Below are 16,347 nucleotides of genomic sequence, written 5' to 3' on the forward strand. Positions count from 1 at the left end.
TAATAAAACTATTGAAAAGTCATTTGTGATTCTGTTACTGGCAGCATGATCCTTACCTGTGTTCCTTTTCCTAGCTCACTTTGAATCTCAATGTCACCCCGATGTTCTTTTATAATATTAAAAATGATCATAAGCCCTAATCCTGTTCCCTTTTCCTTTGTGCTGTAAAAAGGCTCCCAAATCCGCTTTAACCGCCGTGGCGAAATGCCGCAGCCCTGGTCTTCAATAACAATCTGAATGCTGTCGTCCTTCTTTTTGACATCAATGGAAATTTCGCCTCCGCCAGGCATCGACTCAATCGCATTTTTCATGACATTCAGGAAAACTTGTTTCATCTGGTTCACATCGCAGCATATTGGCGGCAGCCCACTTTCCATAGTGGTAACTATTTTAACATTATTCATATTCGCTTGAGTTTCAACAAGCGGCAGAAAGCCTTCCAGTATGGACGAAATCGCTTTAAAACTATACTTTTTTGCCTGCGGCTTCGCGAGGATCAGGAACTCGTCCGTAATCAGTTCGAGCCTCTCCATTTCTCTCAGCATAATGCGGTAATATTCTTTTTCATCACTTTTTTCTTCAAGCAGCTGTATAAACCCTTTTAGCGATGTAAGCGGATTGCGGATTTCGTGGGCAATTCCTGCCGCCAGCTGGCCAATGGCTGAAATGCGGTCATTTTTACGAAGGTATTCTTCCGCCTTTTTATGGGCAGTAATATCTTTGGAGATGACATAAATGCCGACCACCTTCCTCGTTACGATAATTGGGACATGCGTAATATGGAAAAGGCCTTTGCGTCCATTCTTCTGCATGAGCTCTCCCTCGAACGTCTGCGGCTTCCCTTTCAAAGCCTTCCTTAATGCTATTTTGCTTTTTTCCAGGGTGGAAGGTGCCACAAATTCGATGTAGCTTTTCCCTTTTGCCTGGCCGGCAGAATAACCGATTATCTTTTGGACGGCGGGATTGATATTGGTAATCCGCCCGTCTATATCAAGGCTTGCGACCAAATCCGGATTGGAATCGAACAAGGATTGATATCGCTGATGGCTTTCCTCCAGTTCGTGTTCAATTCGTTTTTGTTCGGTAATGTCACGGATGATTCCTGATACTCCGGTAATCCTGCCGCTTTTGTCCCGGATTGGGGAATGGCTGATGCTTACAGCTATCAGGCTGCCATCTGCCCTTTTCCGAAGGGTCTCATAACCATTTACATTGCTTCCTGAAGCTACCTTTTGAAAGATTTCGTTGAGTTCTTCTTCATAATCCGGCTGGATGTCAACAATATTTTTGCCGATCACTTCACTTGCCTTGAAGCCGAACATTTCCGAATATGAGCGGTTGACAAAGATGATTCGCCCTTCTATGTCCATTGTCGCTATGGCATCGACAGAATTCTCCACGAATGCCTCCAGCATCTCCTTTGCTGCACTCAAATCATCAGACGTCCTGTGCAATTCTGTTACATCATTGCAGGAAATGATTACTTCCGTTACTTGTCCTTCCTGAAAGATTGGAGTAAAGGCGGCGACATAGTGAATGCCATACAACTCTCCTTCGTAGCACACCTCATTTCCATTCCATGCCTGGTTATGATATGGCTCGATTTTGGAGCAAAAAGGTTCCGGGAAGATTTCTTTCAGTTCTTTTCCGATGCATTCCACAAGATTCAATCCCAATTTTTCAAACAGCTGGCCTGCGCCATTTGTATAGACAAACCTGCCATTTACCTTCTGGAACTTTGCAATCAGGCCCTGATGTCTTTTTAATAGGCTGGCAAGCTCGCCATGCTGGGCGGTCTGTTCCCTATCCAGCCTTTTTTGTTCTCCTTCTTTCAGGATTTGCTCAAGTTCCAATCTCTGATCACGCTGAATGGCCAAGGCGGCCAATTTAGCAAGCGTTTGCAGAAAATCCAGGTCCTCGTCCTCCAGCAGGCTTGATTCACGTTGATAAAGGGCTAAGGCACCTGCGATATGTCCGTCAATCAGAATGGGGATGGACCAGCCGCCCTCCAGGCCGAATGGCAGCGCTTCTTTACTAATTCTTTTCCAGATCGCATCGTTCTCCATGTCTCCGTCAAAATATTCGCGGCTCCCCCCTTTCCAGATGGAAAGGACCGACTTGATTTCTTCCGGGAGAAGCGGAGCGGATTGGATGTCGTGTTCGTCCCCCCGTGCCGCCCATAGAACGGCACAAAATACCTGGCCGTGCCAAAACTGTTCGAGTTTCCTGCTTAACTTTTCAAAAATAGAGGGCAGGGAATCACCCCTGGTAATGGAATGGATCATTTTTGCATGAATATCAAGCATGATGCTTGTCTTACTGATGGCTTTATCCTTTACCTTCTGATTACTCTCATGTACTGCCATATGATCTCTCCTCTAATAAACCTGGCCGATGCAGCAATGGCATCGATTTAAAACCACATTGCTCCCCGTAATAAAATTTTTATAACAAGTATATCACTTGAGTATTTAGAAAACGGTCATTCTTTGTCGAAATTATAGGACTAGTTAAAATTTTTATTCAAATAACACCTTTTTCAGACAAAAAAAAGAGCAATGCAAATGCCATGCACTGCCCACTCATTTTAAAACCGGCGAATTTTTCCAATCCGCTTTTTAAACGGGATACTGTAGCAGTCATCACAAAGCCCGTCATTATCCAGGTATTCCGTCTCCTCAGCAATAGGTTTGTTGCAGCCAGAGCAAATCCATTTCACTTCCGTAATCTGCTCCATGAACTCAACTCCTTTTTTCTTACATAATTCGCTAAGAACCTGAAAACTCCTTCCTTCTTTCTTCAAAAGTCGAAATTTCCTCTTCTATTAAGAAAAACTGCACTTTCGTTTTACATTCTATTAGGATGAAAAAACAGGCATCCCGATGAATGCCTGCCATTTGTATTACCAGCGCGCTGTCAGCATTTTGCGCCTTGTATAAAATTCCACGCCGTCTGTGCCGTTCGCATGAAGGTCGCCATAGAAAGAATTCTTCCAGCCCGAAAACGGGAAGAAAGCCATTGGTGCTGGAACACCGACATTTACTCCAAGCATGCCCACTTCGATATTTTCCCTGAAATAACGGACCGCACTGCCGCTGTCCGTGAACAGACAGGCGCCATTTCCAAAATCAGATGAATTCGTCAGCTCTATCGCTTCTTCAAGCGAGTTTACCCGAACAATTGAAAGTACCGGTGCGAAAATCTCCTCTTTCCAGATTCTCATCGAAGGCTTCACATGGTCAAAGATGGTTGGGCCGATAAAATAGCCATTTTTGCGATAGGCCTCATCCTGCCTCCCATCCCTTACAAGGGTAGCGCCTTCCTCCTCGCCTGCGTCGATGTAATCAGCGGTTCTCTGCTTATTTTCCTTCCGGATCACAGGGCCCAGGAAGACATCTTCGTCGAGCCCATTTCCAATTTTGATTTCATCCGCTTTTTCATTCAGCCTGGAAACGAGGATGTCGGCAATATCGCCGACTGCGACCACAACAGAGCACGCCATGCACCTTTCACCCGCAGAACCATATGAAGCTCCGATGATCTCTTTCACTGCGGTATCAAGGTCGGCATCCGGCATAACAATCGAGTGGTTTTTTGCACCGGCCAGGGCCTGGACACGCTTCCCATTTGCAGCTGCCGTTTTATAAATGTATTCCGCCACAGGCTGGGAGCCGACAAAGGAAATGGCTGGGACATCCTTATGCTCAAGCAATCCATTGACAATATCATGGGCGCCGTGGACGATATTCAGTACTCCATCCGGAAGTCCGGCTTCCTTGAATAGCTCAGCCAGCCTGTTGGCAAGAATTGGAGTTCTTTCCGAAGGCTTCAGAACAAAAGTGTTGCCGCAGGCAATCGCCAGCGGGAACATCCAGCATGGAACCATCATCGGAAAATTGAACGGTGTGATTCCCCCAATGACACCGACAGGATAACGGTACATCCCCGATTCCATGTTCGAAGCAATATCAGGAAGCTGCCTGCCCATCATCAGTGACGGTGCGCCGGCGGCAAACTCGACGCATTCAATCCCGCGCTGGACCTCGCCATGGGCCTCCTTGAAACTCTTCCCATTTTCCTCCGTTATCAATCTCGCAAGCTCATCCCAGTGATCGACTAATAATTGCTGATATTTGAATAGAATGCGTGCCCTTCTTGGTACCGGGGTCTTGCTCCAGGTTTTAAACGCACTCTTCGCAACCGAAACCGCCTTATCCAAATCGTCCCTGGTAGAGAGCGGCACCCTTGCCAGCTCCTCGCCAGTAGCAGGGTTTGGCACCTGTTCGTATTGATCCGTCCCGGCTTCGACCCACTCACCGTTGATAAAATTTTTAAGGTTTTTCGTTGCGGTTCTGGTCATTGCTATGGTCCCTCCATTGATTTAGTATTTTAGCAGAAATGTTTTTTATACAGTGGCTTGTGTTGTAAACTGATATTCATAGCAAACATGATAGAGTTCCACCAGCTCTTCATGAGTTGGAACCCTCGGATTGTTTCCGGGGCTTCCGCTGTCAATTGCATCGGTTGCCATTTTGTTTACGGCCAGTTTAAATGCCTCCTGGTCGATGCCCCAGCCTTTTAGGTTTGGAATTTTCAGCTGCAGGCAAAGCTCTTTTATAGACTGCACTGCCAAATCAGCTCCCTCCACGTTGGAAAGGCTTTCATTTTCAGGCTGGAACATCCTGCCTATGTCTGCCAGGCGATTGGTACAGGCTTCCTGGCTAAACTCGAGCACAGCAGGCAACAGCATTGCATTGGAAATTCCGTGCGGCACATGGAACAATGCGCCAATCGGCCGTGACATGCCATGGACAAGGCAGACAGAAGCATTGCTGAACGCCATGCCAGCCTGGAGGGAGCCAAGTGACATCGCTCCGCGGGCCTCTTCATTTTTACCATCCTGATAAGCGGTTAGGAGATTTCCGATGATAAGTTTCATCGCACTTAATGCCAGGGTATCCGTCATCGGATGGGCCCTACGTGAAATATAAGCTTCAATCGCATGGCTCAGCGCATCCACCCCTGTTGCCGCGGTGACGTTCGGCGGCGTTGAAAGAGTCAGGAGCGGGTCGACAATCGCTGCCGCAGGCATAAAAGCCGCCTGCTTGATCATCATTTTAACATCATTGGTGGTATTGGTGATAATCGTAGCATCGGTTGCTTCCGATCCGGTTCCCCCAGTGGTTGGAATGGCGATATGCGGAAGGGATGGTTCGCTTGCAATTTTTTTGTGCTGCATGTAATCCCCTATGTATCCCCCGTTTGTTGCAATCACAGCAATTGCCTTGGCGGTATCCATACAGCTTCCGCCGCCGAGCGAAATCACCATGTCGCATGCTTCCCTCTTAAGGAGACCAAGCGACTCTGCTACATGCCTGTCAGTTGGTTCGGTGTCGACACCAAGATACACGGCGCAATCCATACCATCCCTTTCGAGGAGTTCCCGGCATGCCCTGACATACCCAAGGGAATCCATGATGGAATCGCTGACAATCAATGCTTTTTTCCCTAGTTTAGCTGCTTCTGCCCCTGTATTGACAAAAGCATTCCGTCCGTAAAAAATCGATTGAGGCGAACGCAAAACCGCAAAATTGTCCACTACTGTTCCAGCTCCCTTATTTAGTTTTTAACACCTGTTTTCATCGTATCATAATCCCAATATTCAGAAAACCCTGACGATGTCATCTTTACCAATTACCATGGGAGCTCCCCGTTTCCGGTAAAATTAAAGGCTATTCCTCTCTATGAGAAATAGCCTGAACATGGATTAAATTAGACAATGCTCCTGCCCATTTGGGCCAATGAATAATGAATGCCATGCTGGAGCGTCTGGAAACAATTGAACTTGGAAAAATCGATGCTCGTTTCCGATACAGTCTGGCTGAGTTTTGGCGAGATGCCTACCAGGATGGTTTCAATTCCAATCAGGGAGGCTGCTGCTCCAATTTTGCCTATCAGGCTTGCGCTCATTTCGCAAATATCAGTGTCAAGCCCGGTCAAATCAAGAACCAGATAGTTGGCTTTATACGAAGGCAGCGTATTCAGTGTTTTGATTAAAAGCTGTTCAGCCCGGTCTTCTTCATATTTTCCGATCAAAGGAACGACGAGTACTCCCTCAAGCACCGGGATGACAGGGGAGGACAGCCTGTTTACAAGCTCTTTAAGCTCGGCTGTCTTTTCCTCTACGGTTTGTTCCAGCCTGGCAATCTGCTCCGACTCCTTCTTTCTTGCAAGCTGGTGAATATTATCAGAGATGGTGACATTTGATGGAAAATATTCAATGATGCTGTGTTCATGCCCTTCCAGCTGGTGCTGAACCACGCGGTACCATATATTCGTCCCAAACAGCCCGGAAAAAACACCAGCATAATGGGCAGGCAGGAAATTTCCGCCTTTTTTCTTTCCTTGCGCAACATTGATTTTATGTTCCCAGCTGTCCTTCATATGGGCCGTCAACGTTTTTTTATCAAAATCAAGGTGATGGATGGCTGTCCTGCCCCATCCTGCTGTGGCATAAGTATTGGTGATCATTTCAGCAGCTTCTTCGACACTGACCTCTTTCATTTTTTCAAAATACCGCCCAACTACCAGCCCCTGCCGATAACCTGTCGTCTCGAAAACCAGATTGGAAGCTTCCTCGCCTGAGATTTCCTCAATGGTATCGAAGAATGTTTTCATAGCGGTGGACACCCAGAATAAAACAGCATCCTGACCCTCGAATAAAAATCTCCCATCTTCCAAATTCCAGCCGAACTCCAAGCCGGCAATATTTAGTTTCTGCTGATTATTCAAGTGTGCCTAACTCCTTTGTCCGTTTATTGATTGCATCTCTTTTTTCCCGGCATACTAAAATCTTTATTCCTATATACCTGCCAGGAATGGTCTAAATTTCGACCGATATAACCACAACAAGTCTTAATACCCGGTGCTTGCCCCCATTAAACCAGCTATGTTTATTTTCACAAAAAAAGCCGACATAGCCTTAATCGGCCACATCGGCAATCTGCTGCAACATCCATCATTTCCCTTTAACTTCAACCTTGCATTTCTTCTCCAGGGGAATGATCACGGCAGACATGTCAAGGTCCCCCATCCCTTGTTCAGAAGCCTTTTGGAAAGCCTGTTCCGCCATCTGCCCTGTAAAGCTTCCCATCCCTGCACCCTCCAGCAGCTGATTGGCCAGGCGAACATCCTTATGTACATACTTCACAGCGCCACCAGGCTGAAAGTCCCGGTCAAACACATACTCGTCCATATGCCTTCTAAGGATTTTACTGTCTCCGTAACTGGCCTTCAATACATGGAAAAGCTGTTCCGGGGCCAGTCCAGAAGCAGCACCCGCCACCATGGCCTCCGAGGCGGCAAGCGAATGGACGGCGACAAGGTATTGATTAAGCAGCTTGGCAATGCTGCCGGAACCCGAGGGGCCAAGGTGTTCAACGGTTTTACCAAGCACGGATAGAAGCGGCAAAACCTTGTGGAAGGCTTCTCTTTCCCCGCCGGCCATAATGGTGAGGGAGCCGCTTTCTGCCCCTTCAGGCCCGCCGCTCACAGGAGCATCAAGATAAAAGACTCCTTTGGAGACTGCCTGTTCATGGACCTTCCTGCTCGTATCGGCACCGACAGAGGTAAAATCGACGCATATGGCGCCAGGCTGGGCATGCTCAAGGATTCCGGACGGGTTTGTGTATACCTCAATCACATCAGAAGGCATCGATAGACAAGTGCAGATTACATCGCAATTTCCGGCAAGTTCAGGAACGCTGTCCGCAATGATGGCACCCCTTTCCTCGAGTGCTTTCGCTTTATTCCTTGTACGATTGAACACCTGCACTTCAAAGCCATTCCGAAGCAGGGTTTCCGCCATCCTTGAACCCATTACACCTGTTCCTATAAAACCTGTCTTCACTTATTATCTCCTCCATTGGCTATTTTGACAGCCACTTCAAACTTTCCTCACTAGTAGTCTGCGGAATATATTCCAGGCCGATATAGCCGCTATAATTTTCACTTAAATGTTTTAAGATCATCGAATAATCCATGGTCCCGGTCCCTGGCTCATGTCGGTCAGGTGAATCGGCAACCTGCACATGGCCGATAAGGTGCTCATAATTTTTGAAAAGCTCCAGCGCGTTTCCATGGATTTTTTCTATATGGAAGAAATCGAACTGCAGCTTTGCATTCGGCCTGTTGACCTGTCCAAGGATTTCAGCCGCCTGGTGGATATCGTTTAAAAAATATCCGGGTATGCTTTCGGTGTTAATCGGCTCAATGAACAGATTCAGCCCGTGCTTCCCCATTTCTTCCGCAGCATACTGGAGGTTCGCAGCAAAAACCTTTCTGGCTGTTTCCTGGTCCGCTTCAGGCCTCAGTCCAGACATGCAATGAATGTTTGCAACATTCAAGCTTGTGGCATACTGTATTCCCAGTCTTACAGATTCTTTGAATTCCCCCACCCTATCCGGATCGGCAGCCATTCCCCGGTCCCCGTTGTCCCAATTTCCTGGTGGCAAGTTTAACAGCACCATTGATAACTCATTCCGGAATAGCTCGTTTTGGATGTCTTCTATCTTTTCAGCATAGGGAAACTGGCACTCCACAAAGGAGAAACCTTTCTCCCGCGCTTTTTTGAATCGTTCAAGGAAAGGCACCTCGATAAAAATGGTTGATAGATTTACAGCATATGTTTTCATGGCAGACTCCTTATCATTCATCGTATATAAGAAATTTCAACAAAAAGGACAAAACTCCTTTAATTAAAATTACCTAAAACTATAAAGCACAGAAAGAAACGGCCTAATAGAACAAAGCGGACAGCTCCCTGTCCGCTTCTATCTCCTTGCTTACAAACCTTATCCTCGCTGGGTACTTGTCATCCCGGACGATACTTTTTGCATTTCCACCACCTTCTTGACCTCTCCCTGTCTGTGGGTCACATAAAGTGCCAGGCCGGTAAAAGCCAAGCCGCTGACCAGATTGCCAGCTGTGACAGGAAATTGATTCCATAGCCACCAGTCTGCCATTGTAACATCAGCCCCAAGCAGCATTCCTGCCGGTATGACAAACATGTTCACCACAGCGTGTTCAAAGCCCTGCGCGAAAAAGATTAATATCGGAAGCCACATCGCAGCAATTTTGCCAATCACCGATTTCGAGGTCATCGCCATAACGGCACCCAGGGTAACCATCCAATTGCATAAAACAGCCTTCACAAAGACGACAATCATCCCGTCAAATCCAAAGTTCTTATAGCCGAGTGTCTTAGCCTCGGCCGCAGCGATAATTTTCCCAGCCACTGCATGATCATTCACATGGCCAAGCTGGGTTATAGCAATTGTGTATAAAACGGCGTAAAAAGCAGCTCCAATGATATGGCCGATAATCACCCAAAACCAATTATTCAGCATTTGTTTAAAAGTCGCTCTCTGCTCCATCACCGCTACCGGAATCAAGGCAAAACTTCCAGTCACCAGCTCCAGTCCCAGCAGGATGATGATGACGAAAGCAGCTGGGAAAAGTAAAGCGCCCACGATGCCCAGGCCTGTCTGTATTTCGGCTGTGAAAGCAAGGGTGGTTCCAAAACCAAGGAGCGCCCCTGCAAGCCCGCCGCGAATCAGCAAGTCCTTCACCGGCAGCTTTGCCTTAGCTTCTCCAGACTGTACCATACTTTCGACCACTTGACTTGGACTCAATAATGTCATGCCTTTCCTCCTAACCTGCCATTCTATTCAGCAATCAAGATAAACACATGACCCTCCAACACCTCGACAGGATACGTCTTCACACATCCATCATCAGGTTCTTGTACACGACCATTCTCCACTGAGATTTTCCGATCATGCATGGGGCAAAACACATATTCCCCGCTGAGAATTCCTTCGGCAAGCACACCGCCTTTATGCGGGCAGCGATTTTCAATCGCCTTGATGCTTCCGTTTTCCAGCTTGAATATGGCGATTTCTTTTTGTCCAATCACTACAGTTTTCCCCAGCTTCTCAGGCAGATCTGCACTTTCTCCAATAAAAACCTTTCGCAGTGTTTGTTCCATCTTTTCACCCTCCTGGCCTATTAAATTTCTGCTGGAACCTTAACATTTTCATAGAGATCTCTTAACAAAGCAGGATTTTCAATTGCTGTTTTCCAAGGATCCTGGACGATGGACAGCGCTTCTTCAATTCGGGCGTTTAATTCCTTGACTGTGTTCCTGTCTGAAAGAACCCCGCGTATATGCTCCAGTCCAATCCGGTCCACCCAGGCAGAAGTCCGTTCCAGATAGTTCGCTGTTTCCCGGTAATATTGGAGGAAAGCCCCTATCATCTCAATTAGAGCAACATCATCTTTAAATTTAAACAGCAAGTCACCTTGCCGGAGATGCGTACCGCCATTGCCGCCAACATACATTTCCCAGGCTCCTTCCACGCCAACGACCCCTACATCCTTTATCCCGCTCTCTGCGCAATTGCGCGGACAGGCAGACACAGCCAGCTTGACCTTATGCGGAGCGTTCAAACCCTCAAATTTTTTCTCCAGCCGTATTCCCATCCCAATGGAATCCTGCGTCCCAAAACGGCAGAAACTTTCACCTACACAAGTTTTTACGGTACGGAGGCCTTTTGCATAAGCAGAACCCGATGGCATATCGAGATCGGCCCAAATTTTCGGCAAATCTTCCTTCTTGACCCCAAGCAAATCAATCCGCTGTCCGCCTGTCACTTTTATCATCGCCACCTGGTATTTATCGGCTGCATCGGCAATTTTCCTCAAGTCATTGGAATTGGTGACTCCACCATACATTCTTGGGACAACCGAATAGGTTCCATTGTTTTGAATGTTAGCATGAAGCCGTTCATTGACATACCTGGCCTCTTTTTCATCTTCATAACCAAGAGGATTCACCATTCCCAGATAGTAATTCAACGCAGGCTTGCACTTTGAACACCCGTCACTTTCCCAGCCAAGGACATTCATGACTTCACGAATATGTGTCAGCCCTTTTTCGCGAATTTCATGAATGACCTCATCACGTGATAATGTCGTACAGCCGCAAATGGCTTCTTTTTGGCTGGCGTTATACTTGTCACCGAGCGTGCAAGCGAGCAATTCGGAAACCAGTGATTTGCAGCCCCCGCAAGACCGGGACGCGCTGGTACATCCTTTCACCTGATCAACAGTGGTTAACCCCTGGGATTGTATCGCTTCGACAATTGCACCCTTCGTGACTCCATTGCAGCCGCAAATTAACTCTTCATTTGGCATGTCTGCCACGAGGCTAACCTGAGTTGTTTCGCTTCCGGCAGTATCAAGATATTCTTCAATATCTGCTTCTTTTTTAATAAAATTGAGCAGCCTGCTGCCGTCCTTGGTATCACCGAACAAAACTGCACCTGTCATTTTGCCGTTCTCAATCATAATTTTCTTGTAAACACCATTCCAGTCATCGTGCATTTTATACACCTTTGTATTTGCATCTTCGTTGATTTTCCCAACAGAAAACACATCCACACCAGAAACCTTCAACTGGGTGGACAAGATGGAACCTTGATAGCCTTCACCCTCGATTCCACATAGATGCTTTGCCATCGCCTTGCCCTGTTGGTAAAGAGGAGCCACCAGGCCATAAACCATGCCTCGATGCTCGGCGCACTCCCCAACGGCATAAATATTCGGAACCTCCGTTTCCATGTAGTCGTTGACCAGGATGCCGCGGTTTACTGGAATTCCAGCTTCATTCGCGAGAGTTACATTTGGCTTTATCCCAACTGCCATGATGATTAGGTCAGCCTTAATTCTGCTGTCATCAGTAAATCGCAGGCCTGTTACCTTCTTCCTTCCCAATATTTCGGCCGTATTTTTCTTTAGCAAGAAATTCATTCCCTGCTGCTCCAGTTCTTTTAACAACAGCTTTCCGGCAGTGGAGTCCAGCTGCCGTTCCATTAAATAGTCGTGGATATGCACGACATCCACTTCCATACCCAGATTCAATAACCCCCGTGCCGCTTCAAGTCCAAGCAAGCCACCGCCAATGACAGCCGCTTTTCTGTATTTCTTCGAATAGTCCATAATTTTTTTACAGTCTTCGATGTTGCGAAAGGCAATGACACCCTCCTTGTCAGCGCCAGGAAGCGGCAGCATAAAAGGATTTGATCCAGTAGCGATAATCAACTTGTCATAGCGTTCCATCCTGCCCTTTTCTGTGTGGACGATTTGTTTCTTCCTGTCAATACGCATGACGTTTTCCCCAGGATGCAAGGTAATATTATTCTCTTTATACCAGTTCCAGTTGTTAAGAGTTATATCGTCAATCGATGTGTCTCCCTGTAACACCTTCGACAGTTGAATCCGGTTGTAATTCGGGTATGGTTCATTCCCATATACCGTTATTTGAAAAATCTCACGGTCGAGCTTCAATACCTCCTCCAGCGCTCTGACCCCAGCCATCCCATTACCTATCAGCACGAGCTTTTGTTTTGGCATTATGCAAAACCTCCATGTCGATAAAAATATACTTTCATGTCTAACTCCGAATCACACAAACAATTATTGCTTCCTGATATTGTTATATCATCTCGCCAACATCATTTACATGAACATGTAATGAAATCTAACATGCTTTTTAGCACTTTACTCCAGTAAAGAGATTTCATTCATTTTTCTGCCGAAAGGAAACGGATACACTTTTACTTTTTGCATAAAAAAAGAATCGCGGCACACCCGCAATCCTTTTCCCCTCGTATTTTCTTTCATTGTAACTGGCTCTTCATTGCCGACAGACGCTCGATTGTTTTTGCTAATAACAGGGTTCGCTCGGGAAGAGTATCAATTTCAAGGTACTCTGTGTCTCTGTGTGCATTTCCGCCGACAGGACCAAGACCGTCTACCGTCGCCACACCGGTTGCTGCCGTGAACGAAGCATCTCCACCACCGCCAGTGGATGTGGCCGATACATCAACACCGATTTCTTTCCCAACACCTTTAATGATTCGCAGCAAAGACCGGTTTTGTTCGTTATGCTCCATTGGCGGCCGGCCCATTTCTCCTTCAAGCACAATTTTTGTCCCAGGCACTTCAGTCGTAGAACAAATTTCCTGGATTTTCTTCTCCAGGTATACACCCTGTTCCTTTTCGGAAATCCGGACATCCACATGGGCCATCGCATGGTCCGAAACCGTATTGACAGCTGAACCGCCTTCAATCAGCCCGACATTTACGCTTACCCCATTTTCATGATCGGTTAAATCATGCAGCTGGATAATTTTATAGGCAAGCTCTTCAATGGCACTTCGCCCTTTTTCTGGTTCAATCCCCGAATGGGCCGCTCTTCCGTGGACAAACAGCTTATATTTGCCGCTGCCACGCCTTGCAGCTACAAGGGAACCATCTTTTCGTGCCGGCTCCATGGCAAGCGCAAACTTTTTCCCTTTTGAACGTTCCTCAATCAACCTCCGGGAGGTGGGGGAACCCACTTCTTCATCGCTGTTTAAAATGATTTCCACATTCTCCACACTTTTCGAACCATGTTTGATCAAGGACTTTATGGCATACAGAAGGACAACCAGGCTCGATTTCATATCAACAACCCCTGGTCCAAAAGCCCTATTCCCTTCAATGCGAAAAGGGCGCTCTGCCACAGTGCCTTCCGGAAAAACAGTATCCATGTGGGCAAGAATGATGATCTTCGGGTCTTTGGCATGCTTATGGCGAAGAACCAGATGATCACCAAACTCTTCCTCACGCTTTACACGTGTGACAAACCCGAGCTGTCTAAATTCCTCCCGTAAAATCTGGCCGACCTGATCGACCCCTTCCTTAACATAAGAGCCGCTGTCGATATTCACCAGCCGTTCAATTAACTGAAGCATCTCCTCTGTTTTTCTTTTTATATACCTTTCCATTTCAAGCATCCCCTATGTTATGTCTCATGAAAGCAGCTTATCTGAATTTAAGACTGCCCTGAATTATAATTAAATTTTCCAGTTATCCATATTCCATATATAAATATACCATTATTTTATGGAATCCTGATGAGAAAAGACCCTAACGTATGGCAGTTAAGGCCTTTTTCTTTTATTTATTTACATTCCCTAACAAGTAATCACTAACTTTCCTCCCTGCTGTTATCCCACTTTCAATTGCTCCATCAATAAACCCGGCCCATCCACTTGCATAATCCGATCCTGCCAAAAAAACGCCGTCTTCATTTCTTTGTAATTCAGCTAAATACTTAGTAAGCTGATTTTTCTTAAGCACTGCCCATGTTCCATTTGAGAATGGATCGGACACCCAATCGTGACCTGCAAGCTCCAGTATTTCTAGTTGTGGTAAAAAAGTTTGCATTTCTTCCCCAATGTTCGTTGCCATCTCTGGATAAAAATTCACAGAATCGCAGCCAAAGCCTACGATTAAGGCAACCTCGTCTTGTATCTCCTCTACTTGTATGTAGTTCACCTGATGATTAGCAGGTGCGATATAAATGAATGGATCTTTGATTCCGCGAACCTTTGCCCAAAACTTAAAACCTTTGCCATTTTGTTTTTGGGTTGATGCCTCCTGTTTCTTAAGCGAAAGTGGCGGCATCCAGGCAATCTTGTTAAGGACATTTAACGGTATGGCCGCAACGACTGCCCTGCCTAGAACCTCACTGCCATCACTTGCAGACACTATATAGCCTTCTTTCACCTTTTTCACACTTGATACCGTTGTTGAAAATCGTAAATGTGCTCTCTTGGCATCATGAAGAATATGTTCAATCAGCATTTTTGTCCCCTCTTTAAGTTTAAAGGCCGAGGATGTGCGTAAAACCAGTTTCCAATCATAATTCACTAAAGCAGCCAATCGATGGGCCTGTGTCAGTCCAACCTCCTCCAACGAACTGCTAAACTGCAAACACCATATACTATAGATTAATTCATGAAGCTCTTTTGGCAGCATAAGCTGTTCCAGTTTTTGCCCGGCCGTTATTGAGTCCACTTCCATAAGGGATTCCATTTCCTTAAGCGGGTTATAGGGGAAAGGAAAATATCGATCCGCACCATCAAGAAAGGCTTTCATCCCCTTTTCCATCATTTGATGCCATTCTTCAACAGACTGGTGGTGAATTATTCCATCTGCCTGCCAATACACTGTTTTTACTTGCGGAGAGGATGATATCTGCAAACCATATCTCATAATTTCAGACCATACATGCGGCTGATACCAATGCAGCCAGCCGCCGCCCATTTCAAGTGGACTTCCGAACCGGTCATCAAGCCAAGTCCTCCCGCCTATCCGGTCCCTTCCTTCAAGGATCATTACAGAAAAACCTGCCTGGCAAAGCTCTCTTGCAGCTGTCACCCCGGCAAATCCCGCCCCGATTATGATGACATCATATTTTTTATCCATACTCTAACCCCGCCTTGGCTTGTTCTGCTTCCTAAATGAAGGATGCACTATCTTTACAGCATTCATTCACGCTTCAAACCTTATATTCTGCATAGAGAATTGATATTTCTGCATGAACCCTAACTTTTTCTACATATTACGCTATTATATCTACACAATTCCTTAGGATATCTACATGGATCGGCAGGATACCTACATGGTTCTGCAGGATATCTACATTTCCTGATTCTTTTAGAAAAACACAAAAAAGAACAGCGTATTTCAGCTGTTCTTTTTATGTTGCCTGGCAGCGTCCTACTCTCACAGGGGGAAACCCCCAACTACCATCGGCGCTGAGAAGCTTAACTTCCGTGTTCGGCATGGGAACGGGTGTGACCTTCTCGCCATCACCGCCAGACTATTTTATTGAAATGAGGGTTGTTCCCTCAAAACTGGATAATGCATTTCAGAAGGTTTGCAATTTCGAGTATCGTTCTTGTCCAGCTCCGGCTCCTAGCCTCTCGAGTCGCTTCGGTCCATCATTTGAAGTCAAAGAGCGACTTCAATTGCTGGCCCTCCAGCGCTAGTCGAGGCTGTACAGTCGCCTCCGCTTTTCAATTAGGTTAAGTCCTCGATCGATTAGTATCAGTCAGCTCCACACGTCACCGCGCTTCCACCTCTGACCTATCAACCTGATCATCTTTCAGGGATCTTACTAGCTTGACGCTATGGGAAATCTCATCTTGAGGGGGGCTTCATGCTTAGATGCTTTCAGCACTTATCCCGTCCGCACATAGCTACCCAGCGATGCCTTTGGCAAGACAACTGGTACACCAGCGGTGCGTCCATCCCGGTCCTCTCGTACTAAGGACAGCTCCTCTCAAATTTCCTGCGCCCACGACGGATAGGGACCGAACTGTCTCACGACGTTCTGAACCCAGCTCGCGTACCGCTTTAATGGGCGAACAGCCCAACCCTTGGGACCGACTA

At 46.5% G+C, this 16,347-nt stretch carries 12 protein-coding genes and 2 rRNA genes; all 14 read right to left on the reverse strand.

Annotation, left to right across the window (positions count from 1 at the left end):
• Nucleotides 1-8 precede the first annotated feature (8 nt).
• Nucleotides 9-2,366 (reverse strand): PAS domain S-box protein, encoded by a 2,358-nt coding sequence (locus tag WQ57_RS14505; protein WP_046524505.1) that lies wholly within the window; start codon nt 2,364-2,366, stop codon nt 9-11.
• A 221-nt stretch (nt 2,367-2,587) separates the two neighbouring features.
• On the reverse strand, nt 2,588-2,737 hold the full coding sequence (locus WQ57_RS26705; RefSeq protein ID WP_156183152.1) for a hypothetical protein: 150 nt from the start codon (nt 2,735-2,737) through the stop codon (nt 2,588-2,590).
• A 165-nt stretch (nt 2,738-2,902) separates the two neighbouring features.
• Nucleotides 2,903-4,360 (reverse strand): CoA-acylating methylmalonate-semialdehyde dehydrogenase, encoded by a 1,458-nt coding sequence (locus tag WQ57_RS14510; RefSeq protein WP_046524506.1) that lies wholly within the window; start codon nt 4,358-4,360, stop codon nt 2,903-2,905.
• A 45-nt stretch (nt 4,361-4,405) separates the two neighbouring features.
• Entirely contained in the window at nt 4,406-5,599 is a 1,194-nt protein-coding gene (locus WQ57_RS14515) for an iron-containing alcohol dehydrogenase (protein WP_046524507.1), read from the reverse strand.
• Between the two features lie 173 nt (nt 5,600-5,772).
• On the reverse strand, nt 5,773-6,792 hold the full coding sequence (locus WQ57_RS14520; RefSeq protein WP_046524508.1) for an STAS domain-containing protein: 1,020 nt from the start codon (nt 6,790-6,792) through the stop codon (nt 5,773-5,775).
• A 226-nt stretch (nt 6,793-7,018) separates the two neighbouring features.
• Nucleotides 7,019-7,909 carry an NAD(P)-dependent oxidoreductase gene (locus tag WQ57_RS14525; RefSeq protein ID WP_046524509.1) on the reverse strand — a complete coding sequence of 297 codons (891 nt, stop codon included), beginning with the start codon at nt 7,907-7,909 and terminating at the stop codon, nt 7,019-7,021.
• 19 nt (nt 7,910-7,928) lie between these two features.
• On the reverse strand, nt 7,929-8,693 hold the full coding sequence (locus WQ57_RS14530) for a hydroxypyruvate isomerase family protein (RefSeq protein ID WP_046524510.1): 765 nt from the start codon (nt 8,691-8,693) through the stop codon (nt 7,929-7,931).
• 159 nt (nt 8,694-8,852) lie between these two features.
• Nucleotides 8,853-9,701 carry a formate/nitrite transporter family protein gene (locus WQ57_RS14535; RefSeq protein WP_046524511.1) on the reverse strand — a complete coding sequence of 283 codons (849 nt, stop codon included), beginning with the start codon at nt 9,699-9,701 and terminating at the stop codon, nt 8,853-8,855.
• A gap of 23 nt (nt 9,702-9,724) precedes the next feature.
• Nucleotides 9,725-10,048 (reverse strand): nitrite reductase small subunit NirD, encoded by a 324-nt coding sequence (nirD, locus tag WQ57_RS14540; protein WP_046524512.1) that lies wholly within the window; start codon nt 10,046-10,048, stop codon nt 9,725-9,727.
• A 20-nt stretch (nt 10,049-10,068) separates the two neighbouring features.
• Nucleotides 10,069-12,474, reverse strand: coding sequence for a nitrite reductase large subunit NirB (nirB, locus tag WQ57_RS14545; RefSeq protein ID WP_046524513.1), 2,406 nt, complete (start codon nt 12,472-12,474; stop codon nt 10,069-10,071).
• Nucleotides 12,475-12,740: 266 nt separating this feature from the next.
• On the reverse strand, nt 12,741-13,892 hold the full coding sequence (locus WQ57_RS14550) for a M20 family metallopeptidase (protein WP_046524514.1): 1,152 nt from the start codon (nt 13,890-13,892) through the stop codon (nt 12,741-12,743).
• Between the two features lie 172 nt (nt 13,893-14,064).
• Nucleotides 14,065-15,378, reverse strand: a complete 1,314-nt coding sequence (locus WQ57_RS14555) for a flavin monoamine oxidase family protein (protein WP_046524515.1) — start codon at nt 15,376-15,378, stop codon at nt 14,065-14,067.
• Nucleotides 15,379-15,659: 281 nt separating this feature from the next.
• Nucleotides 15,660-15,775 (reverse strand): 5S ribosomal RNA (rrf, locus tag WQ57_RS14560).
• Nucleotides 15,776-15,976: 201 nt separating this feature from the next.
• Nucleotides 15,977-16,347: ribosomal RNA gene (locus tag WQ57_RS14565) — 23S ribosomal RNA — on the reverse strand; the annotation flags it as partial.

The organism is Mesobacillus campisalis (genome assembly GCF_000986785.1).
GTDB classification, from domain to species: Bacteria; Bacillota; Bacilli; order Bacillales; family Cytobacillaceae; genus Mesobacillus_B; species Mesobacillus_B campisalis.

Bases quoted from the DNA above. Each gene is read 5' to 3' on its own strand.
- WQ57_RS14510 (WP_046524506.1), bottom strand. From the start codon at position 4,360: ATGACCAGAACCGCAACGAAAAACCTTAAAAATTTTATCAACGGTGAG.
- nirD (WP_046524512.1), bottom strand. From the start codon at position 10,048: ATGGAACAAACACTGCGAAAGGTTTTTATTGGAGAAAGTGCAGATCTG.
- nirB (WP_046524513.1), bottom strand. From the start codon at position 12,474: ATGCCAAAACAAAAGCTCGTGCTGATAGGTAATGGGATGGCTGGGGTC.
- WQ57_RS14535 (WP_046524511.1), bottom strand. From the start codon at position 9,701: ATGACATTATTGAGTCCAAGTCAAGTGGTCGAAAGTATGGTACAGTCT.
- WQ57_RS14555 (WP_046524515.1), bottom strand. From the start codon at position 15,378: ATGGATAAAAAATATGATGTCATCATAATCGGGGCGGGATTTGCCGGG.
- WQ57_RS14530 (WP_046524510.1), bottom strand. From the start codon at position 8,693: ATGAAAACATATGCTGTAAATCTATCAACCATTTTTATCGAGGTGCCT.
- WQ57_RS26705 (WP_156183152.1), bottom strand. From the start codon at position 2,737: ATGGAGCAGATTACGGAAGTGAAATGGATTTGCTCTGGCTGCAACAAA.
- WQ57_RS14550 (WP_046524514.1), bottom strand. From the start codon at position 13,892: ATGGAAAGGTATATAAAAAGAAAAACAGAGGAGATGCTTCAGTTAATT.
- WQ57_RS14505 (WP_046524505.1), bottom strand. From the start codon at position 2,366: ATGGCAGTACATGAGAGTAATCAGAAGGTAAAGGATAAAGCCATCAGT.